This is a genomic window from Rhodanobacter sp. MP7CTX1, from assembly GCF_014205795.1.
Taxonomy (GTDB): domain Bacteria; phylum Pseudomonadota; class Gammaproteobacteria; order Xanthomonadales; family Rhodanobacteraceae; genus Rhodanobacter.
Genome location: NZ_JACHCN010000016.1, coordinates 42,516 through 62,468, shown reverse-complemented (window position 1 = coordinate 62,468; position 19,953 = coordinate 42,516). Strand labels below are relative to the sequence as shown.

22 protein-coding genes are annotated in these 19,953 nt (G+C 62.5%); 11 read left to right on the top strand and 11 right to left on the bottom strand.

Going from position 1 to position 19,953, the window contains the following annotated elements; all coding sequences use genetic code 11:
* Positions 1-87: 87 nt before the first annotated feature.
* The 4 genes from HDE77_RS16915 to HDE77_RS16900 are packed head-to-tail and all read left to right on the top strand — an operon-like array spanning position 88 to position 3,603.
* The gene (locus tag HDE77_RS16915; RefSeq protein WP_255482778.1) at positions 88-1,260 is read left to right on the top strand and encodes an ABC transporter permease; all 1,173 of its coding nucleotides are present in this window, start codon (positions 88-90) and stop codon (positions 1,258-1,260) included.
* Positions 1,254-2,060, top strand: coding sequence for an ATP-binding cassette domain-containing protein (locus tag HDE77_RS16910; protein WP_221444327.1), 807 nt, complete (start codon positions 1,254-1,256; stop codon positions 2,058-2,060). Before HDE77_RS16915 ends, HDE77_RS16910 begins: the two co-directional genes overlap by 7 nt.
* A gap of 2 nt (positions 2,061-2,062) precedes the next feature.
* On the top strand, positions 2,063-3,001 hold the full coding sequence (locus tag HDE77_RS16905) for an MlaD family protein (protein ID WP_184419092.1): 939 nt from the start codon (positions 2,063-2,065) through the stop codon (positions 2,999-3,001).
* Complete coding sequence (locus tag HDE77_RS16900) at positions 2,998-3,603, top strand: ABC-type transport auxiliary lipoprotein family protein (RefSeq protein WP_184419091.1); 606 nt, start codon at positions 2,998-3,000, stop codon at positions 3,601-3,603. The genes HDE77_RS16905 and HDE77_RS16900 overlap by 4 nt, the downstream gene beginning before the upstream one ends.
* 174 nt (positions 3,604-3,777) lie before the next feature.
* Here the strand turns inward: HDE77_RS16900 and HDE77_RS16895 are convergent, their stop codons facing one another.
* The 4 genes from HDE77_RS16895 to HDE77_RS16880 all read right to left on the bottom strand — a co-directional run bounded on the left by HDE77_RS16895 (position 3,778) and on the right by HDE77_RS16880 (position 6,343).
* On the bottom strand, positions 3,778-4,485 hold the full coding sequence (locus tag HDE77_RS16895; protein WP_184419090.1) for an SDR family oxidoreductase: 708 nt from the start codon (positions 4,483-4,485) through the stop codon (positions 3,778-3,780).
* 256 nt (positions 4,486-4,741) lie between these two features.
* Positions 4,742-5,185: a PaaI family thioesterase gene (locus HDE77_RS16890; protein WP_221444339.1), complete on the bottom strand. Its 444-nt coding sequence runs from the start codon at positions 5,183-5,185 to the stop codon at positions 4,742-4,744.
* Positions 5,186-5,187: 2 nt separating this feature from the next.
* On the bottom strand, positions 5,188-5,781 hold the full coding sequence (locus HDE77_RS16885) for a TetR/AcrR family transcriptional regulator (protein WP_184419088.1): 594 nt from the start codon (positions 5,779-5,781) through the stop codon (positions 5,188-5,190).
* A 136-nt stretch (positions 5,782-5,917) separates the two neighbouring features.
* On the bottom strand, positions 5,918-6,343 hold the full coding sequence (locus HDE77_RS16880; protein WP_184419087.1) for a hypothetical protein: 426 nt from the start codon (positions 6,341-6,343) through the stop codon (positions 5,918-5,920).
* A 175-nt stretch (positions 6,344-6,518) separates the two neighbouring features.
* On the opposite strand from HDE77_RS16880, the gene HDE77_RS16875 reads away from it, so the two are divergent.
* The 3 genes from HDE77_RS16875 to HDE77_RS16865 all read left to right on the top strand — a co-directional run bounded on the left by HDE77_RS16875 (position 6,519) and on the right by HDE77_RS16865 (position 10,489).
* Positions 6,519-7,466, top strand: coding sequence for a peptidylprolyl isomerase (locus HDE77_RS16875; protein ID WP_184419086.1), 948 nt, complete (start codon positions 6,519-6,521; stop codon positions 7,464-7,466).
* 132 nt (positions 7,467-7,598) lie between these two features.
* Positions 7,599-8,186, top strand: a complete 588-nt coding sequence (locus HDE77_RS16870) for a phospholipid methyltransferase (protein ID WP_184419085.1) — start codon at positions 7,599-7,601, stop codon at positions 8,184-8,186.
* A 137-nt stretch (positions 8,187-8,323) separates the two neighbouring features.
* Positions 8,324-10,489, top strand: coding sequence for an AsmA family protein (locus tag HDE77_RS16865; protein WP_184419084.1), 2,166 nt, complete (start codon positions 8,324-8,326; stop codon positions 10,487-10,489).
* 80 nt (positions 10,490-10,569) lie between these two features.
* Here HDE77_RS16865 and HDE77_RS16860 read toward each other — a convergent pair whose 3' ends face one another.
* Positions 10,570-10,800 carry a hypothetical protein gene (locus HDE77_RS16860; RefSeq protein ID WP_184419083.1) on the bottom strand — a complete coding sequence of 77 codons (231 nt, stop codon included), beginning with the start codon at positions 10,798-10,800 and terminating at the stop codon, positions 10,570-10,572.
* Positions 10,801-10,982: 182 nt separating this feature from the next.
* On the opposite strand from HDE77_RS16860, the gene HDE77_RS16855 reads away from it, so the two are divergent.
* Entirely contained in the window at positions 10,983-11,912 is a 930-nt protein-coding gene (locus HDE77_RS16855; protein ID WP_184419082.1) for a DMT family transporter, read from the top strand.
* A gap of 115 nt (positions 11,913-12,027) precedes the next feature.
* Complete coding sequence (locus HDE77_RS16850) at positions 12,028-12,669, top strand: NAD(P)-dependent oxidoreductase (RefSeq protein WP_184419081.1); 642 nt, start codon at positions 12,028-12,030, stop codon at positions 12,667-12,669.
* Positions 12,670-13,026: 357 nt separating this feature from the next.
* On the opposite strand, the gene HDE77_RS16845 is transcribed toward HDE77_RS16850, so the two are convergent.
* The 4 genes from HDE77_RS16845 to HDE77_RS16830 all read right to left on the bottom strand — a co-directional run bounded on the left by HDE77_RS16845 (position 13,027) and on the right by HDE77_RS16830 (position 16,803).
* Complete coding sequence (locus HDE77_RS16845) at positions 13,027-13,629, bottom strand: cytochrome c (protein WP_184419080.1); 603 nt, start codon at positions 13,627-13,629, stop codon at positions 13,027-13,029.
* Between the two features lie 25 nt (positions 13,630-13,654).
* A complete protein-coding gene (locus HDE77_RS16840) occupies positions 13,655-14,680 on the bottom strand; it encodes a copper resistance protein B (RefSeq protein ID WP_255482777.1) in 1,026 nt (341 codons plus the stop codon).
* Positions 14,677-16,386 (bottom strand): copper resistance system multicopper oxidase, encoded by a 1,710-nt coding sequence (locus HDE77_RS16835; RefSeq protein ID WP_184419079.1) that lies wholly within the window; start codon positions 16,384-16,386, stop codon positions 14,677-14,679. Before HDE77_RS16835 ends, HDE77_RS16840 begins: the two co-directional genes overlap by 4 nt.
* A 69-nt stretch (positions 16,387-16,455) precedes the next feature.
* Positions 16,456-16,803, bottom strand: a complete 348-nt coding sequence (locus HDE77_RS16830) for a hypothetical protein (RefSeq protein WP_184419078.1) — start codon at positions 16,801-16,803, stop codon at positions 16,456-16,458.
* Positions 16,804-16,910: 107 nt separating this feature from the next.
* On the opposite strand from HDE77_RS16830, the gene rlmJ reads away from it, so the two are divergent.
* Together rlmJ and HDE77_RS16820 are read left to right on the top strand one after the other, a co-directional pair.
* On the top strand, positions 16,911-18,065 hold the full coding sequence (gene rlmJ / locus HDE77_RS16825) for a 23S rRNA (adenine(2030)-N(6))-methyltransferase RlmJ (RefSeq protein WP_184419077.1): 1,155 nt from the start codon (positions 16,911-16,913) through the stop codon (positions 18,063-18,065).
* A 112-nt stretch (positions 18,066-18,177) separates the two neighbouring features.
* Positions 18,178-18,690, top strand: a complete 513-nt coding sequence (locus tag HDE77_RS16820; protein ID WP_184419076.1) for a Slp family lipoprotein — start codon at positions 18,178-18,180, stop codon at positions 18,688-18,690.
* A gap of 59 nt (positions 18,691-18,749) precedes the next feature.
* On the opposite strand, the gene HDE77_RS16815 is transcribed toward HDE77_RS16820, so the two are convergent.
* Both HDE77_RS16815 and HDE77_RS16810 read right to left on the bottom strand, forming a co-directional pair.
* Positions 18,750-19,145, bottom strand: a complete 396-nt coding sequence (locus HDE77_RS16815) for a VOC family protein (protein ID WP_184419075.1) — start codon at positions 19,143-19,145, stop codon at positions 18,750-18,752.
* A gap of 68 nt (positions 19,146-19,213) precedes the next feature.
* On the bottom strand, positions 19,214-19,942 hold the full coding sequence (locus HDE77_RS16810) for a helix-turn-helix domain-containing protein (protein WP_343206130.1): 729 nt from the start codon (positions 19,940-19,942) through the stop codon (positions 19,214-19,216).
* Positions 19,943-19,953: the final 11 nt, after the last annotated feature.

Here is a 19,953-nt window from a genome sequence, read left to right as displayed (position 1 = left end):
GTCGGTCGACTTACATGCCGCCCATTGCGAATGACAAGTTGATTACGTAGAGCACAAACGCGTCACGGATCCCCCTGGGAAATTCGAATGAATGCGACTGCGCCACATCGAATGCAGATGCCGAGACCAGCAGGCACCGGCTCTATTCGGTTTGAGACGCGCGAAGGCAAATCAGTGGCGATAGCGACCGGTGACTGGACGCTTCCCCACTACGCCACGATCCGTGAGCAGATACTGAGCATCAACGCCGATGTGATGAGCGGATCCCAGATTGATATCTCCGGTATAGCCGCTCTCGACACGGCCGGCGCCTCCCTGCTTTCAGATCTGTTCGGCCCGGCGCGCCTGGCGTCCCTAAGCTCCCAGTCAGCGATGCCCTCGACGCGGCGCGCGCTTCTTGATGCGGTTGGAAAGGCGCTGATCGACTGCTCAAGACCACCCACTCCGCGTGAGCGCGCGGTAATTCCCATCGTGCTTGCGCGCATCGGTTGCGCCGTTGAGGACTTCGTCAAGCAGACTGCCACGCTGCTGGGCTTCATCGGACTTATTTTCGAGACGTTCGCCCGGACTGCATTCCAGCCACGCCACTGGCGCGTGACCTCGCTTGTGGCGCAAGTCGAACAGATCGGGCTTGACGCCGTACCCATCCTGTCCCTGCTGTCGTTCATGGTCGGCGCCGTCGTGGCCTTCCTCGGCGAGTCCGTCCTCAAGGGGTTTGGCGCGTCCATCTTTACTGTGGATCTCGTTGCCTACGCGTTTCTCAGGGAGTTCGGCGTCATCCTCACGGCCATCCTCCTGGCTGGCCGGACCGCGAGCGCGTTTGCCGCGCAAATCGGCTCCATGAAGGCGCGGGAAGAAATTGATGCCCTGCGAACCTTGGGCCTCGACCCCGTGGAGCTGCTGGTCATGCCGCGCGTTCTCGCCTTGCTCATATCGCTGCCGCTGCTGACCTTCATTGCGATGATGGCGGGCATTATCGGCGGCGCCCTGGTTTGCCAGCTTACTTTGGGCACCTCACCTGTCCAGTTCATTTCCATCTTCAAGGCCGACATCAAGGTCTCGCAATTTCTGATTGGGATCGCGAAGGCGCCGTTCTTTGCGTTCCTCATTGGAACGATCGGATGCATGGAGGGCTTCAAGGTTTCAGGTAGCGCGCAATCGGTGGGTGAGCACACCACTTCGTCTGTTGTGCAGTCGATCTTCGTTGTGATCCTGGTCGATGCGATAGCCGCCATTTTCTATATGCAGATGGGATGGTGATGGACGCCAAACCAATCATCGAGGTGCGCGGCCTGGTCAATCGCTTTGGCGAACAGATTGTCCATGATCATCTTGACCTCGATATCTATCCGGGCGAGATCCTCGGCGTGGTGGGTGGCTCGGGTACGGGCAAGTCCGTCCTGCTGCAATCCATCGTTGGTTTACGTCGTCCGAATGCAGGGTCCGTCCGGGTTTTCTCGCAGGACTTGCTCGCCCTGTCGGAGGACGCGCGTTCGGCTATCGAGCGACGCTTCGGGGTACTTTTTCAGGACGGCGCGTTGTTCTCCTCGTTGACCGTTTTTGAAAATATCGCGATGCCGCTCATCGAGGACACCGGAATGTCGCGCGCGAACGCGACGCATCTGGCGGCCGTCAAACTCGCGTTGGTCGGCTTGCCCGCTGCTACTGGCGCGAAATATCCGTCACAACTTTCCGGTGGCATGACCAAACGTGCTGCGCTGGCACGCGCACTGGCGCTGGACCCCGAAGTACTGTTCCTCGATGAGCCCACGGCGGGTCTTGATCCGATCAGTGCGTCAGCGTTTGACCAACTGCTGCTGACCTTGCGCAACGCGCTCGGCATTACCGTTTTTCTCGTCACGCACGACCTGGATACCTTGTACACAGTCTGTGATCGCGTGGCGGTTCTGGCACACCAGCGGGTTTTGGTGGCGGGAACGCTTGCGCAAGTCGCTGCTGCAGACGACCCGTGGGTAAACGAATATTTCCACGGCCCTCGTGGCCGAGCAGCTCAATCCGAGCAGCGCACCGCCCCATCTATTGAAGCCCGCGGAGACTGACTATGGAAACTCGCGCGCACCATGTGCTTATCGGAATTTTCACTGTGCTCATCGTGAGCGCTGGCCTTTTGTTTGCCGTTTGGCTCGCACGGTCGAGCGCCGAGCGTCAGTTCCACGAATTCGACATCATTTTCAACGAGGCGGTGACCGGCCTGGGCAGAGGCGGTGCCGTCGAATACAACGGCATCAAGGTCGGTACGATTTATCGCATTCAACTCGATCCCACCGATCCACGCCGAGTCATCGCGCGAATTCGTGTTGGCGGTGATGTGCCCGTGCGAACCAATACGCGTGCAAAGCTCGCGTTGACGGGTATCACGGGTGTTGCCGTCATCCAGCTCAGCGGTGGAGCGCCGCCAAGCCAACCTCTCGAAACAACAGACGGCTCGGTACCGCGCATCATCGCGGACCCGTCGCCGCTGGCCAAACTACTGAGCAATGGCGAGGATCTTGTCACCAACATCAACCTGGCGGTGGTGCGCGCCAGTGCCCTCCTATCGCCGGAGAACACGGCCCGCATCGGGCGAACGCTCGACCATATCGACAAGATAACCAGCACGGTGTCCGATGATCGCGCAGATATCCACGCGATGCTGAGTCAACTTGCCCTGGCCAGCAAACAAGCCAACGACACGCTCAAGGCAACCAGGGTGCTGATCGACAACGCCAACGGCCTGGTGACCGGCCCAGGGGTACAGACACTTGCCAGCGCTCGCGAGACCCTGGCGTCGCTGGAGAGAACCAGCGAGTCGCTGGACCATATTCTTGTAGCCAATCGAGACGCCATCGATAGTGGTGCGCAGGGTCTGGTTGAGCTCGGACCGACGATTCATGAGCTTCACGAGACGATCAACTCGCTGCACAAAATCGTGCGTCAGATCAACGACAATCCCACGCGTTACATCCTGGGTCGCGAACAAACCAAGGAATTCAAGCCATGATTCGTCGAGCCATCGGAGTCGGCATCGCGGTGCTGCTCGCTGCGGCGGTAGCGAGCTGTTCCATCCTGCCCAAAGCTGAGACACGGGATGTTTACGTGCTGCCGGCCGCTACCGGGGCGCCACCCTCTGCGTCGCCGCCGGTCACCTGGTCGCTGCGGATCAACACACCGAAAGCGACGGGATATTTGGATTCCAACCGCATTGCCGTGATGCCTGATGCATCGCGAATTACCGTGTATCAGGGCGCACGCTGGAGTGACGATGCAGCGGTGCTGGTACGCGACCGTCTAGTCGATGCTTTTCGGATGGATGCCCGCCTCGCCTTGGTCAGCAACGGTGATGCGAACGAACGTGCAGATCGTGAACTCGACGGACAGCTTCGGGCCTTTCAGACGGAATACATCAACGGCGCACCGATCGTAGTGATCCGCTACGACGCGCAGGTCGTCGAAGTTCACACGCGTCGAATCATCGCCACAAGGAGCTTCGAGGCGCGCTCCGCGCCCAGCGACAAGGCCGTCGTCAGCGCGGTCAATGCCTTTGGCGTAGCTTCGGATACGCTGACCACGGACGTCGTCGCCTGGGTCGTCGCGCTCCGATAGCAATGTCAACTACCGCCCACCGCGACCCAGATTGAGAGCCTCTCGAAAAGGACTTACCCCTGAATGTGGTCGCGGCCTCGGCGAACGCTGATGACCTGAGACCAGGTTTCGAGGCAGTCTTCATCGCTGCGTTCTTGATGAAGACCTCCCTCGAAGAGCTGGCTGTCCGTCGCCTCAGGCATTCCTTGCGCCGAGATACATCGACTGCGGCTGCGCGAAACCCGCCTTGACGTGCCGCGCGGTGTCATCAGCAAGTACTTCCTGCTCGCCGGCCTCGATGCCCGTAAGCACTGCCTGCGCGATGTCCTCGGGACGCGACTTGGGGCCATCGACGCCCTTCACCATGTCGGTATCGATGTAACCGGCGTGTACGCCAACCACGAGGGTGCCCTGTTCGCGCAGTTCATTGCGCAGGCCGTTGGTGAGCGACCATGCGGCCGCCTTCGATACCGAATAGGGACCGGTGGTCGGCAGGCTGGCCCAACTCAAGGCAGAGAGCATGTTGACCAGTGCGCCACCGCCATTGGCACGCAGCACCGGGGCAAACGCGCGACTCACCGCGAATACGCCGTACAGATTGGTTTCCAGAACCGACCTCAGTCCTTCCACCCCGCTGCTGCCGAGCAAGTCGTCGGTACCGATGATCCCTGCGTTGTTGATCACCAGGTCAACGTCGCCGCATGCAGCCACTGCTGCGGCAATGTCTTCGGCGCTGGTGACATCGAGCTTCAGCGGCACGACACCTGCCAGCTTAACGGTTGATGGGTCGCGTGCACCCGCATAGACCTTGCGTGCACCAGCCGCCAGCAATGCCTTCGCATAAGCCAGCCCCAATCCACGATTGGCACCCGTGACGAGTGCCGTGCTGCCCTTGATCTTCATCGTTCGTTACCTCTGTCGAGATGGCTGGGTATGGGGGCCCTGGCGAAGCGCCATCGCTCTTCGCCGGGTCATGCAACATTCGCCGGCATAGTCTTTTCAAAAGAAAGCTGCGGGGAATACCTGGCGTCGTGCCTCAGTCGTTCTCGCTGCTTCCAGCCGCACGGTGACCGCGGCGACGAGCAATGCGTGGCGCAACAGGAGCAAGCGCTGCGGGCTTGCTGCGCGAAAGCGATGACGAAACGGAACGTTTCGGCGCTCATCGCTCCATCACCAGCAACGTAGACGTGGCTGTCGCGTAGAGATTGCCGCTGGCGTCGATCAGCCTGGCTTCCGCAAATGCCACGCGACGACCGATCGTGATCACAGCCCCTTCGGCGCGAACGCGACCGGTCTGCGCCGTCACCGTCTTGTGGAAGGCTATCTTCAACTCCAGCGTTGTATACGCTTGTTGCGCAGTCAGCTTCGAATGCACGGCACAGCCGCAGGCCGAATCGAGCAACGTGGCGAAGTAACCGCCATGCACGATGCCCATCGGGTTATACGCATGCGGCCCCGGCACTCCGGCGAACACCGCACGGCCGTCGGCCACCTCGACCAGGTCGAAGTCGAGCGCATCAGCGATACCCGGCCGCTGGCCCGACGCGATGAACGCGCGTAATTGCTCCAGCCCGCTCAGGCCGGCACCGATGTCGGTCACCATGCTCACGCACTTGCCTCCAGGCCCAGCCGCTCTTTCAGCTGATGGCGTGAGGCGGAGAGGATGGCATCCGAGCGTTTCGAATCAGGCTCGATGCGCGCCAGCGAAAGCGCACCAATAAGCTCGGCGACCATGGAGCGCGCTTCCGCGTCGACATTGACGTGACCCAGCGCAGCGAGCTTTTCGCTCAGCGTGGCGGTAAGTCGACTTGCGCCGTCAGCGAACTGCTCGCGCACCGCTTCATCCAGCCGCGGCAGGTCCGAGGCCAGGGCAGCCATCGGGCAGCCGCTGTCGCGTGCATCGCGATGCTTCCTGGAGAGATAGAAATCGATATACGCCACCAACCCTTCGGCGGGGCCGCGCCCTTCCATTTCGTGCTGCGCGCGCGCGCGGGTTTCATCGAACATGTGCTCGATCGCCGCGGCGACCAGTTCGTCCTTGGAGGCGAAGTGGGCGTAGAAGCCGCCATGCGTGAGCCCGGCATCGGCCATCACGCCAGCTACCGCGACACGATGCGGACCGTCAGCGCGAATCGCTTTCGCGGCCGCCTGCAGCACCTTGGTGCGGGTCTTTTGCTTGTGCTCGGTGTCGTAGCGCATGGACGTCTCGCCGCGTTGATATGATCATCATCATATTACAAATCCCAAGCGATGCAAGTGACCCCATGAACCCCGATAGCACGGCGCCTGCCGACCTCCCCCGTTGGTCGAGCTCCATACGTGCGTAGAGCGGCATCTACGGTGAGCTGCTCAATTGCCTGAGCGCGATGCCCAGAGCGATCTTGTAACTGACGGCCAGGTCGCCATTGAAGATGATGGTGGCCTGGGGGGCGCTGTGCGAGCAGTCCCTGGATTCCAGCGCGCCGTCACTGTCGTCGTGGACTTCGATATAGGGCGTGGCCAGCTCATCGAGGGCATCGCCGAGGCCAGCCTCTGGATGCGCCTGTACCTGCTGTGCAAGTTCCCCTGGGTCGAGCAGCATGAACTCTACGGCTTGCGACCGCCCGGCGCGCACGCGTGCGACGAACTCACGCAAGCCGCCGCAGGTACACATCTCCAATGTGCGACCTGCCGCACGCGCCAATTGCTGCAGATGACTCAGAAGTTCAGCGCTGAGAGATCTGGCGGTTGCGTGAGGCCCCTGAATAATCATGATGGTCACAACGGCACACCCATGTCGGTAGACAAAGCGGATGGGTCATGTTGGTACCGGGGGCCGTAAAGGAGCTATATGCAAAGTTCCGGACTGCGTAAATTCCTCGCTACTTCGCAGCTGCCGCACTCCCGGCTCTGCTAAGTTGCGGGTTCTGCCGATCAGTTGTCCCAGGGGGAACTCCATGCTGCGCTGCCGTCACCTCGTCGCCGCCCTCGTGCTGACCAGCCTGTTTGCGTTGCCCGCGCTCGCCGATCAGGGCAAGCCCACGCCGACGTCGCAGGAGCTGCTGACCAAGTCCAGCGCTGCCGAATGGCGCCAGCCCGACCCAAACAATCTGCTGGTCATGCAATTGTCCAGCGGACGGGTACTGATCGAACTGGCGCCAGACTTTGCCCCGCTACATGCGGCAAATATCCGCACGCTGGTACGCGAGCACTATTTCGATGGTCTGGCGATCGAGCGGGTGCAGGACAACTTCGTGACCCAGTGGGGTGATCCGGCTGGCAACGACGGTAGCGACCCGGCCAGGATCCGACCGCTGGGCAAGGCCAGCAGCACCGTGGCACCGGAATTCACCCGCCCAATCGATCTGAAACTGCCGTGGACGGCCCTGCCCGATGGCGACGTCTACGCACCTGAAGTCGGTTTTTCCAAAGGTTTTCCGGTGGCGCGCGATCCGGCCAGCGGGCAGGAATGGCTGACCCACTGTTACGGCATGGTTGGTGTCGGGCGCGATAACGGCCCGGAAACCGGCAGCGGCAGTGAGTTGTATGCGGTGATCGGCCAGGCCCCACGCCGATTGGACCGCAATCTGGCGGTGGTCGGCCGCGTGCTTGAAGGCATGCCGCTGCTGTCGGGCCTGCCCCGTGGTCCCGCACCCATGGGCTTCTATACCCATCCTGCTCAGCGAACCGCCATCCAGTCCGTGCGCCTGGCCGCCGATCTGCCCGCGGCGCAACGACCCTCGATCGAAGTGCTGCGTACCGACAGCGCCACGTTCACCGCCTTGATCGAGGCGAAGCGCAATCGCCGCGACGCGTTCTACACCACACCTGCCGGCAAGGTCGACCTGTGCGGCATCGACGTACCGATGCGCGCAGCCCAAACCGCGGCGTCAACCAAGCCTTGACGTCTGCCGTTGCTGCTGCCGGATCTCCCGTGAAAACATTGTGTTCAGCCTTGTCGGTTAATTTGTGCGCTTGGTGGGCCTGGAAATCGGCCGCCTGCACGCGTAACCATCACCCCCGGAAGTCTTGATGCCGTGAGCGACACTCTGACATTTTTGCGCGCGTGGCTGCGAGCTCCACGCAGCATCGGCGCGCTGGCTCCGTCAGGGTCATCGCTGGCGCGGTTGATGACGACCCACGTCAACCATCTCGACGGCCCGGTGATCGAGCTGGGCCCCGGCACCGGCGTGTTTACCCGTGCCCTGCTCGCCCGCGGCGTACCGACCCATCGTCTGGCGCTGATCGAAGCAGACCCTGTCTTCGCCAATGCGCTCGCCCGGCGCTATCCAGGCGCCCACGTGCTAAGCATGGATGCGGCGCGGCTCGGTGACGCTTTGCCGATATTCGGCGAGGAGCGGGCCAGTGCGGTGGTCAGCGGCCTGCCCTTGCTGTCGATGCCGGCCACCCAGGTCGCCGCGATCATCCAGGGCGTGTTCGAACGGCAATTGCACGCCGATGGGGCGTTCTATCAGTTCACCTATGGCCCACGCTGCCCGTTGCCACGCCATTTGCTGGAACGCCTGGATCTCGTGGCAGAGCGCATCGGCAGCGTGTTGTTCAACCTGCCGCCTGCCGCGGTCTACCGCATCGGTCGTCGCCAGCGCGAACGCGTCGCGGCATAGCGCAACAGCCGCTGGCAGCGCGATAGCAGGACGTTTCCCCGGGCCGACGGGGCACTTGCACACATAACCTTGCCGTCGACTTGGTTATCACTGCTGCCATGGGATCGCCCATGCAGGGCGATACACGGAAGCAACCAATGAAACGCAGCCGCAAGGTGCTGAGCTGGATGACGGGCACGCTGCTGGTGCTGGTCGTCGTGCTGGTCATCGTCATCACGCACTTCAACTGGAACCGGCTGAAGCCCTACTTCGATGAAAAAATCGGTCTGGCGATTGGTCGCCCGTTCACGATCAACGGCGATTTGAGCGCGACCTGGCAGCGCGAACCGATGGTGGGCGGACTGGCAGCCATGGTGCCATGGCCCGAATTCACTGCCCGCGATGTCCAGATCGCCAATCCGTCCTGGGCAAGCCAGCCGCAATTCGCGCGTCTCGATGCAGTGCGTTTTCGGCTATCACCGCTGGGGTTGCTGGCTCATCGCATCAGCATTCCGTCAATGCAGCTGACACAGCCTGACATTGATCTCGAACGCAACTTGCAAGGACAAGCCACGTGGGATTTCAGCTTGCCGCAAAGTCGCACGCCGTCCACATGGACGCTTGATCTGGGCGCGGTCGGTTTCGACCGGGGCCAGATCGCACTGAACGATGCGCTGCGCAAGATCAGCCTCAAGATCAGCGTCGAACCGCTGCAACAGGCGATTCCCTTCGATCAGATCGTGGCGCAGGAATCCGCCGAAGCACGTACACAGGCCGACAAGACTGCGGGTTCGAAAGCGGGCGAGGCCGTGGCCAATGCCGAAGACAATGACAACGCCAGCGAAAGCCATGCCGCCGCCAGCAAGACGAACTACCAGTTCGCCTGGAAGGCCGATGGCATCTATCAAGGCGTGCCAGCCAGCGGTACCGGCCGGATCGGTGCCGTGCTGGCCCTGCAACAGACCGAGCTGCCGTTCCCGATACAGGCCAGGCTGCACATCGGTGACAGCCATATTGGCCTGGTCGGCACGCTGACCGACCCGACCCACCTGGCGGCGCTCAATCTCAGGCTGTGGTTCGCCAGCTCCAGCATGGCCAAGCTGTATCCGATCATCGGCATCACGCTGCCCGACACGCCGCCCTTTGCCACCGAAGGGCGGCTCAAAGGTGAATTCCATGGCAACGGCAGCCAATTCAGCTATCAGCATTTCCGCGGGCGGGTGGGCGGCAGCGATCTCTCGGGCGATCTCGATTACAGCAGTGCCGGCGCGCGGCCAAAACTGAGCGGCACCGTGCAATCAAAAGTATTGCAATTTGATGATCTGGCACCCCTGATCGGAGCCGATTCCAACACTGAGAAACAACAGCGCGGTGACGCCGTCGCGCAACCTACCGACAAGGCCCTGCCGGTCGAGCCCTTCCGCACCGATCGCTGGCAGGTAATGGATGCCGATGTGAATTTCAGCGCCGCAAGTATCTTGCGTGGGTCGCGCCTACCCATCCAGTCGTTGAACACACACCTGGTCCTTAGCAACGGTTTGCTCCAGTTGGATCCGCTGAATTTTGGCGTTGCCGGTGGTACCGTCAACAGTCACGTCCGTCTGGACGGCGGTACGTCGCCGATGCAGGGCAAGCTGCAACTGCAGGCGCGACACCTCAAGCTGAAGCAACTGTTTCCGACGTTCGAGTCGATGCAGACCAGCCTTGGCGAAATCAACGGCAACGCGGACATGGGCATGCGCGGTAACTCGATCGCGGCCTTGCTGGATCATGCCAACGGTGAGTTGAAGCTGCTGATGAATGACGGCGCGATCAGCAAGACACTGCTGGAAACCGCGGGCCTCAACGTCGGCAATATCGTCATCGGCAAATTGTTTGGCGACAAGACGGTGAAGATCAATTGCGCCGCGTCGTATCTGGTGGCCAACGACGGCCTGTTCGACGCAAGACTGTTCGTGCTCGATACGGAGGATGCCACCGTCAATGTCACTGGCACGGCAAACATGGCCAACGAACAGCTCAACCTCGATGTCGTGCCTCACACCAAGGGCGTGCGCATTTTCTCGCTGCGTTCGCCACTCTATGTCAGGGGCACGCTGAAGAATCCTGACGTCGGGGTGCAGAAAGGGCCCTTGCTGATGCGTGGTGCCGGCGTAGTCACATTGGCTGTGGTCGCCGCTCCCGCCGCTGCCCTGCTCGCGCTGGTGGCGCCCAGCCACAATTCGGACGCCAGCGAAAACACCTGCCGTACCGTACTGGATGAGATGCGTGCGCCGGCGTCAGCCACGCCAGCCGGCAAGGCAGCCAGCCCCGCAGCGCACTAGACCGCGGTTGCGCGACAGGTCATACCACTGTCACTGCGCGCGCCTACCGTCGGTGATCTCGATCTTCCTGTGGATCGAGATCACCGACGATGAAGGAGCTTTCCATGAGCGACCAGCACGAAATTCATCATCACCATCATGAAGCGGCCAAGCACCTCGACGAGGCCGCCCGCCATCACCGCGAAGCCGCCAAGCACGCGGAAGCCGGCCAGCACGAAAAGGCGAGCCATCACGCTCACCTGGCACATGGCCACAAGCTGCACGCGATCGAACACGCCGAGCACGCCGCCAAGAAGCACGCGCACACCCACGACGTTCATTGATCGACCGCCTGATGGTGCGCCCAGCCCGGGCGCACCATCAGGCGACCCACGTTGAAAACGTTGCGCGGGGCACACGGACCCACGGTGGGAGCGGCCGAATGGCCGGCGATAGGCGGGTTCGCCCGTCGCGCCAGCTAGAATGCGGGTCACGCCCCCAACCGATGCCCCGCATGCAACCCGTCAGCAAAGCCCGCCTGCAGATCCATTTCTGCGTGTTGCTATGGGGTTTCACCCCGATCCTCGGCAAGCTGATCACGCTGCCGGCACTGCCGCTGGTGTGGTGGCGCATGTTGCTGGTGGTGGTTGCACTGCTGTTGATGCCCAAAGTATGGCGCGGACTGTTCGCGATGCCCGCGCGGTTGCGCTGGGCGTATGCCGGCATCGGCGTGCTGGTGTCGCTGCACTGGCTGAGTTTCTACGCCGCGATCAAATTGTCGAATGCGTCGGTCGGCACCACCTGCATGGCGCTGGGGGCGGTGTTTCTGGCTTTCATCGAACCGTGGATCGCACGCCGTCGATTCGATCCACGCGAATTGATGATCGGCATTGCGGTGGTGCCCGGCGTCGCGATGGTGGTCGGCGGCGTGCCACACGGCATGCGCCTGGGCATCGCGGTAGGGGTGCTGTCGGCACTGCTTGTGGCGCTGTTCAGCTCGCTCAACAAGCGACTGGTGGAACACGGCGATCCGTTGACCGTGACCTGCATCGAACTGGGTACCGGCACCGCGCTTCTTACTGTGCTGGCACCGTTGTTGCCCCATTCGGGCGCGGCCTTCGTGCTGCCAAATACACATGACACCCTGCTGCTGCTTGCGCTGTCGTTCGGCTGTACCTTGCTGCCGTTCACGCTGGCGCTGGTGGCACTACGCCACCTAAGCGCGTTCGTCACCCAGATGGTGACCAACCTTGAGCCGGTATACGCCATCGTGCTGGCGGTCGTGCTGCTCAACGAACAGCGCCAGCTGGATGGCTGGTTTTACGCTGGCGTGGCGGTGATCCTCGCCGCGGTGTTCATGCATCCTTTGCTGCATCGCCGGGACCAGCAGCCGATACAACCGGAGTCGCTTGGCACGACCGAGAGCCACGGCATGGTCGACTGATACGTCCGCAGAGCGGTGTGTCGTAGCTTTACGGTGGATTTTCAGCGGCATGATCATCGATGCTCTGGAGCCGGCGCATGCTGTGCCCCATCCGCCCATCTCTCGGAAATCTGCCATGAAAATTGCACTGTTCGGTGCCACCGGCCACATCGGCCATGCGATTCTCGATGAAGCGCTGTCACGCGGTTACGACGTGGTTGCCGTCGTACGCGACCCGAGCCGTCTTGCTCAGCGCAACGACCCGCTGAAGGTTGTCACGGGTGATGTCGCCCATGCCGCCAGCTGGCTTGACGCTGTGCGCGGAGCAGACGCCGTAGTCGCCAGCCTGTCGGCTCGTCGCGACGGCAATCCCGACAGCTTGCCCGCCAACGCCCGCGTGCTCTTGGACAACCTGCCGAAGGCCGGCGTGAAGCGCCTGCTGTGGGTGGGCGGCGCCGCCTCACTGGAAATCGCGCCGGGTGTGAGGGTGATTGATGACCCGAACTTCCCGGCTGAGTGGAAACCCGAGGCGGAGGCTCAAGCCAAGGCGCTGGACGTTTTTCGCGCCAGCAAGGCCGACGTGGATTGGACGTATATCAGTCCGGCCGCCGTGCTCCAGGACGGCGAGCGCACTGGCAAGTTCCGTGTTGGTGGCGACCAACTGCTGCTTGATGCCAAGGGCGAGAGCCGCATCTCGGTGGCCGATTATGCGGTTGCGCTGGTCGACCGCATAGAGCAGCGTGATGCGTTGCGCCAGCGCATTACGGTTGCTTACTGAGTCCTTGTGCTTATTCACCTGGCCCGCAAATAGTTTCCCGCGTGCCCTTCGACTTCGCAACGCTACGCTCAGGGCGAACGGAGGATACGTAATACCTGCCCTTCAATTTCGCAACGCTACGCTCAGGGCGAACGGAGGATGCGTAATACCTGCCCTTCAATTTCGCAACGCTACGCTCAGGGCGAACGGAGGATGCGTAATACCTGCCCTTCAATTTCGCAACGCTACGCTCAGGGCGAACGGAGGATACGTAATACCTGCCCTTCAATTTCGCAACGCTACGCTCAGGGCGAACGGATGATGCGTAGGAAACGGTTGATGCGTAGGACATGTCTTTGTACGTAGCGGCCGGATCACTCAGTGACGGGCAGTTGCGGCCGCGCTGGCTGCAGCTGCCGGCATCGACATGTCATGCGTCGCCGATGGATCGGCATGTTCGTCATGCATGGGTTCCATGTCGTCATCGGGTGGTGCCTTCGCCACGATGGCCTTGTATTCGGCGGGCGTCAGTCGGGGCAATTTCTGCAGGAATGCCACCATGCTCCAGATCGTGGCGTCATCGTGACTGCTGCCCCACGCCGGCATCGCGCTCATCTTGATGCCGTGCTTGATCACCCAGAACGCTTCCTTCGGATCAACCCGCATCTGCGACAGGTCCGGTGGCTGCGGATACAGGCCTGGTCGTATCTCGGACTCCTTCATGCCCGGTTGCAGATGGCAACCGGTGCACATCGCCGCGTACTGCCCCGCGCCTTTGAGGATCACTGCCTCGTCGCCGAGATCAGCCGGCACGCTCAAGTCCCTTGCGTGATACGCGACCGAGCGCTCACGGGCGAACTGCATCAGGGTGTAGGTGGTTTTCCAGTGTGGACTGTCGGCACCCACGTTGTACCAGCCAGCCCCGACGAAGCCGATGACCGCCAGCACGCCAAGCAACAACACGATGAGCAAATATTTCATGCGTAACTCCCGATGATGCGATAAATCAGAACCAGAACCGCACGCCCGCCACGAAGGTGGTGTCGCGCGCCGGCAGATCGTTTGACTGGCTGTCGAAATGACCGAAGTGCCGCGTCCAGTCGATGCCTACATAGGGGGCAAAGCGGCGACTGAATTCGTAGCGCAGGCGCAGGCCGGCTTCCGCCTCGGCGAGGCCAGAACGGGTGTCGCGTTGCGGATCGTCCTTGCCATAGAAGTTCAGTTCCAGATCAGGACTGAGGATCAGCCGCTGGGTAAATAGCAGATCGTAGTCTGCTTCCAGCCGCGCTGCCGTGCGACCTTGTGGACCGGCATAGAACGTGGCCGCGATTTCAAACCAGTACGGCGACCGTCCCTGCACACCCGCAGCCGCCCACTCGCGTGACGGGCCCTGACCAAAGTCGTGACGCGCACCCAGCTGCCAGTCCCAGAATGTCGACGTCGCATGACTCCACAGCAGATCGGCGCTCGCATCGCGGGTGCCCTCGCGATCATGCTCGCCTTCGGTCTTCAGCCACAGCTTGTTCAGATCATCGCCCCACCAGCCTTCGGCATTCCATGCCGCGCTGTCTTCGCCACGGGTAGCGTCGCGATACTCCAGACGATCAAACATCCACATGGCGCGTGTGGCCTGGTCATTCATCTGCATCGTGTCGACCATCTGCGTGGGCGACATCGCAGACAACGGCTGCCGGGGTGCCGGCGGCGGTACGTGGTCGTTCGGCGCGCGCATCGGCATGGCCGGATCGGTGTGGATGGGTGACGACATGGCGTCATTCGGTTGCACGTTTACCGATGCAGGTGCCGGGTGAGGATGCTTGACCGGCACAGCCTTGCTGACGGGCTTTCGCTTCGTCGGCGGCATGTCCATGCCTGGCATGTCCTGCATCGCCATGCCGGCCATCGGTGCTGCTGCACTGCTGGACGACGTCGGCATCGCCTGCATGTCGCGATCCCTCGATTGCGCCATGGCCGTGGTGTCGACCGACAGCAGGACAAGGGTCGCGACAATCAGTCTTCCCCGCACGTTCATGCCACCACCACCTCGCGGAACATGCCCGCCTCCATGTGGTAGAGCAGATGGCAGTGGTAGGCCCATCGGCCCATCGCATCCGCGCTGACGCGGTAACTGATCTGCTGCGCCGGCTGCACGACGACGGTGTGCTTGCGCAGCTGGAACTCGCCATGCGGATCCTCGAGCTCGCTCCACATGCCATGCAGATGGATCGGGTGGGTCATCATCGTGTCGTTGATCAAGGTGACCCGCACATGCTCACCATACTTCAGCCGCAACGGTGGCGCCTCGGAGAAGCGGGTGGCGTCGAACGACCACAGGTAGCGTTGCATGTTGCCGGTGAGGTGCAAGGTGAGTTCACGATCCACTCGGGGCGTGATCGGCGCATCGAGCGTGTGCAGGTCCGCATAACTCAACACGCGGCGACCGTTGTCGCGCAAGCCGACACCGGGATCGTCGAGGCTGGTGCGCGGTCGCGGCACGCGCATGTCCGCTTCCACGCCGGTCGGCAGCGGTGCCGTGGGTGTCGGCATGGCGGCATGCTCCGTCGCCACGTGATTCATGTCCGCCATGCCCGGCATCGACATCGACGTTCCCATCATGTCGCCCACCGTCAGCAATGCCCTGGGGTCGGGTGACGGCAAGTCGGCGCTCATGCCCATGCGCGGCGCCAGTGTGCCGCGGGCATAGCCGCTGCGATCCATGCTTTGCGCGAAAATCGTCCACGCACGGTCGGCGGATGGCGTGACGATCACGTCATAAACCTCGGCGGTACCGATGCGGAACTCGTCCACGCTGACCGGCTCCACGTCCTGTCCGTCGACGGCCACCACGGTCATTTTCAGGCCTGGAATACGCACGTCAAAAAATGTCATCGACGCGCCGTTGATGAAACGCAACCTTACCTTTTCGCCGACATCGAACAGGCCGGTCCAGTTGCCAGCCGGCGCGTGGCCATTCATCAGATAGGTGTAAGTCATCGCAGAGACATCGGCCAGATCGCTCGGATCCATCCGCATCTGTTGCCACATGCGCCGCTCGGCCATGGCGCCGCGCACACCCTGTTTACCGGCGTCCTGCAGGAAGTCCCCAACGGTGGGCTTGCCGACGTTGTAGTAGTCGCTCTGCTTTTTGAGGTTTGCGTAGATGCGTTCGGGATCCGTGTCGCTCCAGTCATTGAGCAGCACCACGTAGTCACGCTCGGTGCGATGACGCTCGCCCTCGCGGGGGTCAATCACGATCGGCCCATAGAGCCCGGTCTGCTCCTGAAAGCGTGAATGACTGTGATACCAGTAGGTGCCGCTCTGGTTCACGGTGAAGCGGTACAGATACTCGCCACCGGGTGGAATACCGGCGAAGCTCAGCCCCGGCACACCATCCATGTCGGCCGGCAGGACGATGCCGTGCCAATGGATCGAGCTGGTCACCGGCAGTTGATTGCGCACGCGCAGGGTGACGGTGTCGCCCTGTCGCCAGCGCAGCAGCGGGGCTGGTAGCTGGCCGTTCACTACGGTGGCGATGCGGCGATGCCCGGTGAAATCGACTGGGAGCTCGCCGATCGCCAAATCGAAATGGGTGCCGCGCAACTCAGCGCGCGGTGCGGCCTGCTGCGCCAACAGCTCGCCACCGCGCAAGCCCAGCGCGGCAGCCACGCCGCCCAACGCCAGTCCCTGCACGAATCGTCGGCGCGGCAACTGGAAGCCGCGCGGGTCTTGCCTGTTCATGGATCTTTTCCTTCGTGAAAGCGCAGACGCAGCACAGCCGCCTCTGGCGGCCGGTGGACTCTCGAAGGATCAGGTGGCCGGAGGTCGCAAGGGGGGCGCGTAACCGGGCTGAGGTGCCGCCTGGATCGCGGCCTGCCAGCCGGCCTGCCCGGGCATGATGGACGCTGGCGCCAGCCCCTGCACCGCCGACAGATCGACGGTCATGTGGCTGCAGGCGCACTGGCAACTATCCGAAGGATGATGGGGCGGATGGGGCATCGGGGCGCCCGCGTGCATCGCCGCCATGCCTTGCATCCCGACCGACGCGCAACAATCCGCCTTCGCCCAGGCCGTGCTACCCATCGCCAGCCACGCGCACAGGGCCAGCGCAAACAGCAGGCGGCAACGGCGCAGACGGCGAAAAAGGTGCAGGGACATGCGCCGAGCGTACGGCCAGAAGGCGTCCTTGCCAACTCTGGAGCAGGCTCCAACGGGGCTTGGGCCCTCAACGTCTATACTTGACCACCCTGCTCGCCGTGCCTGCCATGAATTATCGCCACGCCTATCACGCCGGCAACTTTGCCGATGTACTCAAGCACACCGTCCTGCTGGCGCTGATCGAGGCGATGCAGAGCAAGCCGACACCGTTCTGCGTGATCGAAACCCATGCCGGCAGCGGCTGCTACGCGCTGGACAGCAGGGAAGCCGGCAAGACCGGTGAATTCAAGGACGGCATCTCGCGGCTACTGTATCCCGACCTGCATGGCAGCACCGCCAAGGCCAGCAGCCTGCCGCCGCTGCTGCGCCGCTGGCTGGACAGCATTCTTGCGGTGCCCGGCAACGAAGAAGGCCTGAAGGTTTATCCCGGCTCACCGTTGCAGGCCGCCAACGCCATGCGCGCCGAAGATAGCGCCCAGCTGAGCGAGTTGCACCCAGAGGAAGCGACGCTGCTGCATGAATTGTTTCGTCGCGATCCACGCATCCACGTGCATCAGCGTGACGGTTACGAGGCGTTGAGCGGACTGCTGCCACCGAAGGAAAAACGTGGCCTGGTGTTGATCGATCCCCCGTACGAGGCACAGGAGGCCGAGTACAAGCGAATCGAACAGGCTATCAAGGCATCGATGCAACGCTGGCCCACCGGGGTCTACGCGATCTGGTATCCGATCAAGCTGCGCAGCCAGGTGCAGCCGTTCCTGCGCTGGCTGTCACGCTGCGGTGCGAAGCGTGTGTTGCGCGCGGAATTGATGGTGCATCCAGACGACTCGCCGCTGCGCCTGAATGGCTCCGGCATGGTGATCCTGAATGCGCCGTGGAAACTTGACGACACTCTGCGCGAACCCCTGCAGGCGATGGCGCGCTTGCTGTCAAAAGATCGACCGGCCGAATGGAAGCTGGACTGGCTGTTGCAGGAAGGTGCCGAACCGCCCGCACCCAGTCCGCTGCCGCCTTCGCGCCTGGCGGCTTTGCGATTGCTGGCATCGCGCGCGCCTCCGCCGCGCGCGCCGTCATCGGCACCACCTTCCTCGCGTGCGCCTTCATCGCGTGCACCTTCTTCAGGCGCATCTTCTTCGCGGACTCCCTCTTCACGGACTCCCCCGTCGGGCCCGACTTCCTCCAGTCCGACGTCGGGTTCACCTTCGTCACGTTCACCGTCATCACGTCCGCCACGCAAAACCGGACCCGGTCGCCCACGCTGACGCGCACAGGCAACACAATTTGCTGACACGCGCCGGTTGTAGCATAAGGTCACGGCCAGGGTCTCCGCGACCAGCGGCCACCCTGTTCCAACTCATCTGTCGGAGTTCGACCATGCGTATCGCCACCTGCTCCTTGCGCCACCTGTTCTGCCCACTGCTGGCCCTCGTGCTGGTCGCCTGTGCGCCGGCACCGATCTACAAGAACGCTCCCAATGCGATCACCGCCCCACCCGCACTGGTGGCGCAATCGCCTGAACGCTATCCCGGCGGCGATGTGATCTGGGGCGGACGCATCGTTCAGGTCACGACGTTCGCGAACCACAGCGAGATCGAGCTGCTTGCCTACCCGCTGGACTCCTCGCAGCGACCCCAGCTGAATGACATCGGCAACGGCCGCTTCATTGCCGTGATGCCCGGCTACGTGGAGCCGCTCGACTACCCGGCCGGTGCACTGATGACGATGAGCGGCAAACTCAACGGCACCCGCGTCGGCATGGTCGGCGAAGCGAACTACGTGTTTCCGCTGGTCAGCGTGGCGCAATCCCACGTGTGGACACCCAAGGAAATGAATGCAGGCCGCAACAACGTTCAATTCGGCGTGGGCGTGGGCGTCGGCATCCGCTGAAGGAGTGCACTCTTTGCGGGTTTTACGAAGACCGGCTCGCTCGCGACCAGCCCATTCTCTCAGCGATGGAACTGCGCGAACGTAACGAAGTGGCCACCCGGTTCGCGATAGCCGATCTCGGTGGCACCGTAGAACGTCTCATGGCGCGGCGCCACGATCTCGCATCCCTCCATCGTGAGGGCAAGCGCGTCGATACTGTCCACCTCGATAAACAGACAGCTGCGGTCGCCGCGCCATGCCAACGCCGCCCCATTTGGGTCGGCAGCCAGCGAGGCGGTGGTCTGCAGCATCAACTCGATGCCATTGCCGCTGAGTATCACGAATACCGGCCCATCCTCGCCTGGCACTTCCGCGGTGATCGCAAAGCCCAAGCGGTCGCGCCAGAACGCAAGACTGGGCGCGATGGTTTCCACAAACAAGACAGGCGTGGCCTTTTGGCAAACGGGTGACGTCATGGCAGCGCTCCTGGGCAGTCAGAACACCATCATGCCCCAGCGGGCTTGCCCTGTATTGAACAAACGCGTCAGCGCCAGCGTCCCGGCGTGATCCCGGAAAACCGCCGAAACTCGCGCACGAAATGCGCTTGATCGCTATAGCCCGCCGCCATCGCAATATCGACGGCCCGATGATCGTGCCTTAGTAGCAATTCCCGCGCGCGCTCGAAACGGAGGTAGCGCAGATGCTGTCGTGGACTGACGCCGAGCTGATCCATGAAATGCCGTTGCAATGTGCGCAGGCCCATACCGGCGTCCTCGGCCAGCGCGGACACCGTCGGCAGCATCGGCGCATACGGCAGACGCTGGATCAGCAACATCGCCGACGGGACTGACAGTCGCGGCAAAACGGCCAGAAGGCTCGCATCGGCCCGTGCACAACGTGCAGCGAAACTGCGATCCTCACACCATCGATTCCATGGTGGACACCACGCCCGCGCCGGCAACGCAGCGAACTCGGCGCTGTCATCGGTCAGCAGTGAAAGCGGGGCACCGAGCAGCGGAAACAAACCTCCCGAGGCAAAGCGGATGCCGAAAAGGTTGCGGCAACTTGCGACCTGCACCTCGATCGCGCGCGTCATCGTGCCAACCCAGCGCATGCTCGGCGATGTCTCGCTGAAATCACAGATCAGATCGGCACAGCCATCGGGCAAAACCCGCCGCGACGTCGACGTGCCGTCGGTGACACCATCGATGGACCAGTAAGCGGCTACCAGTGTTTGCAACGCTGGCGCCGGCAGAGACTCCTGATGGGTCATACGCGTATTTT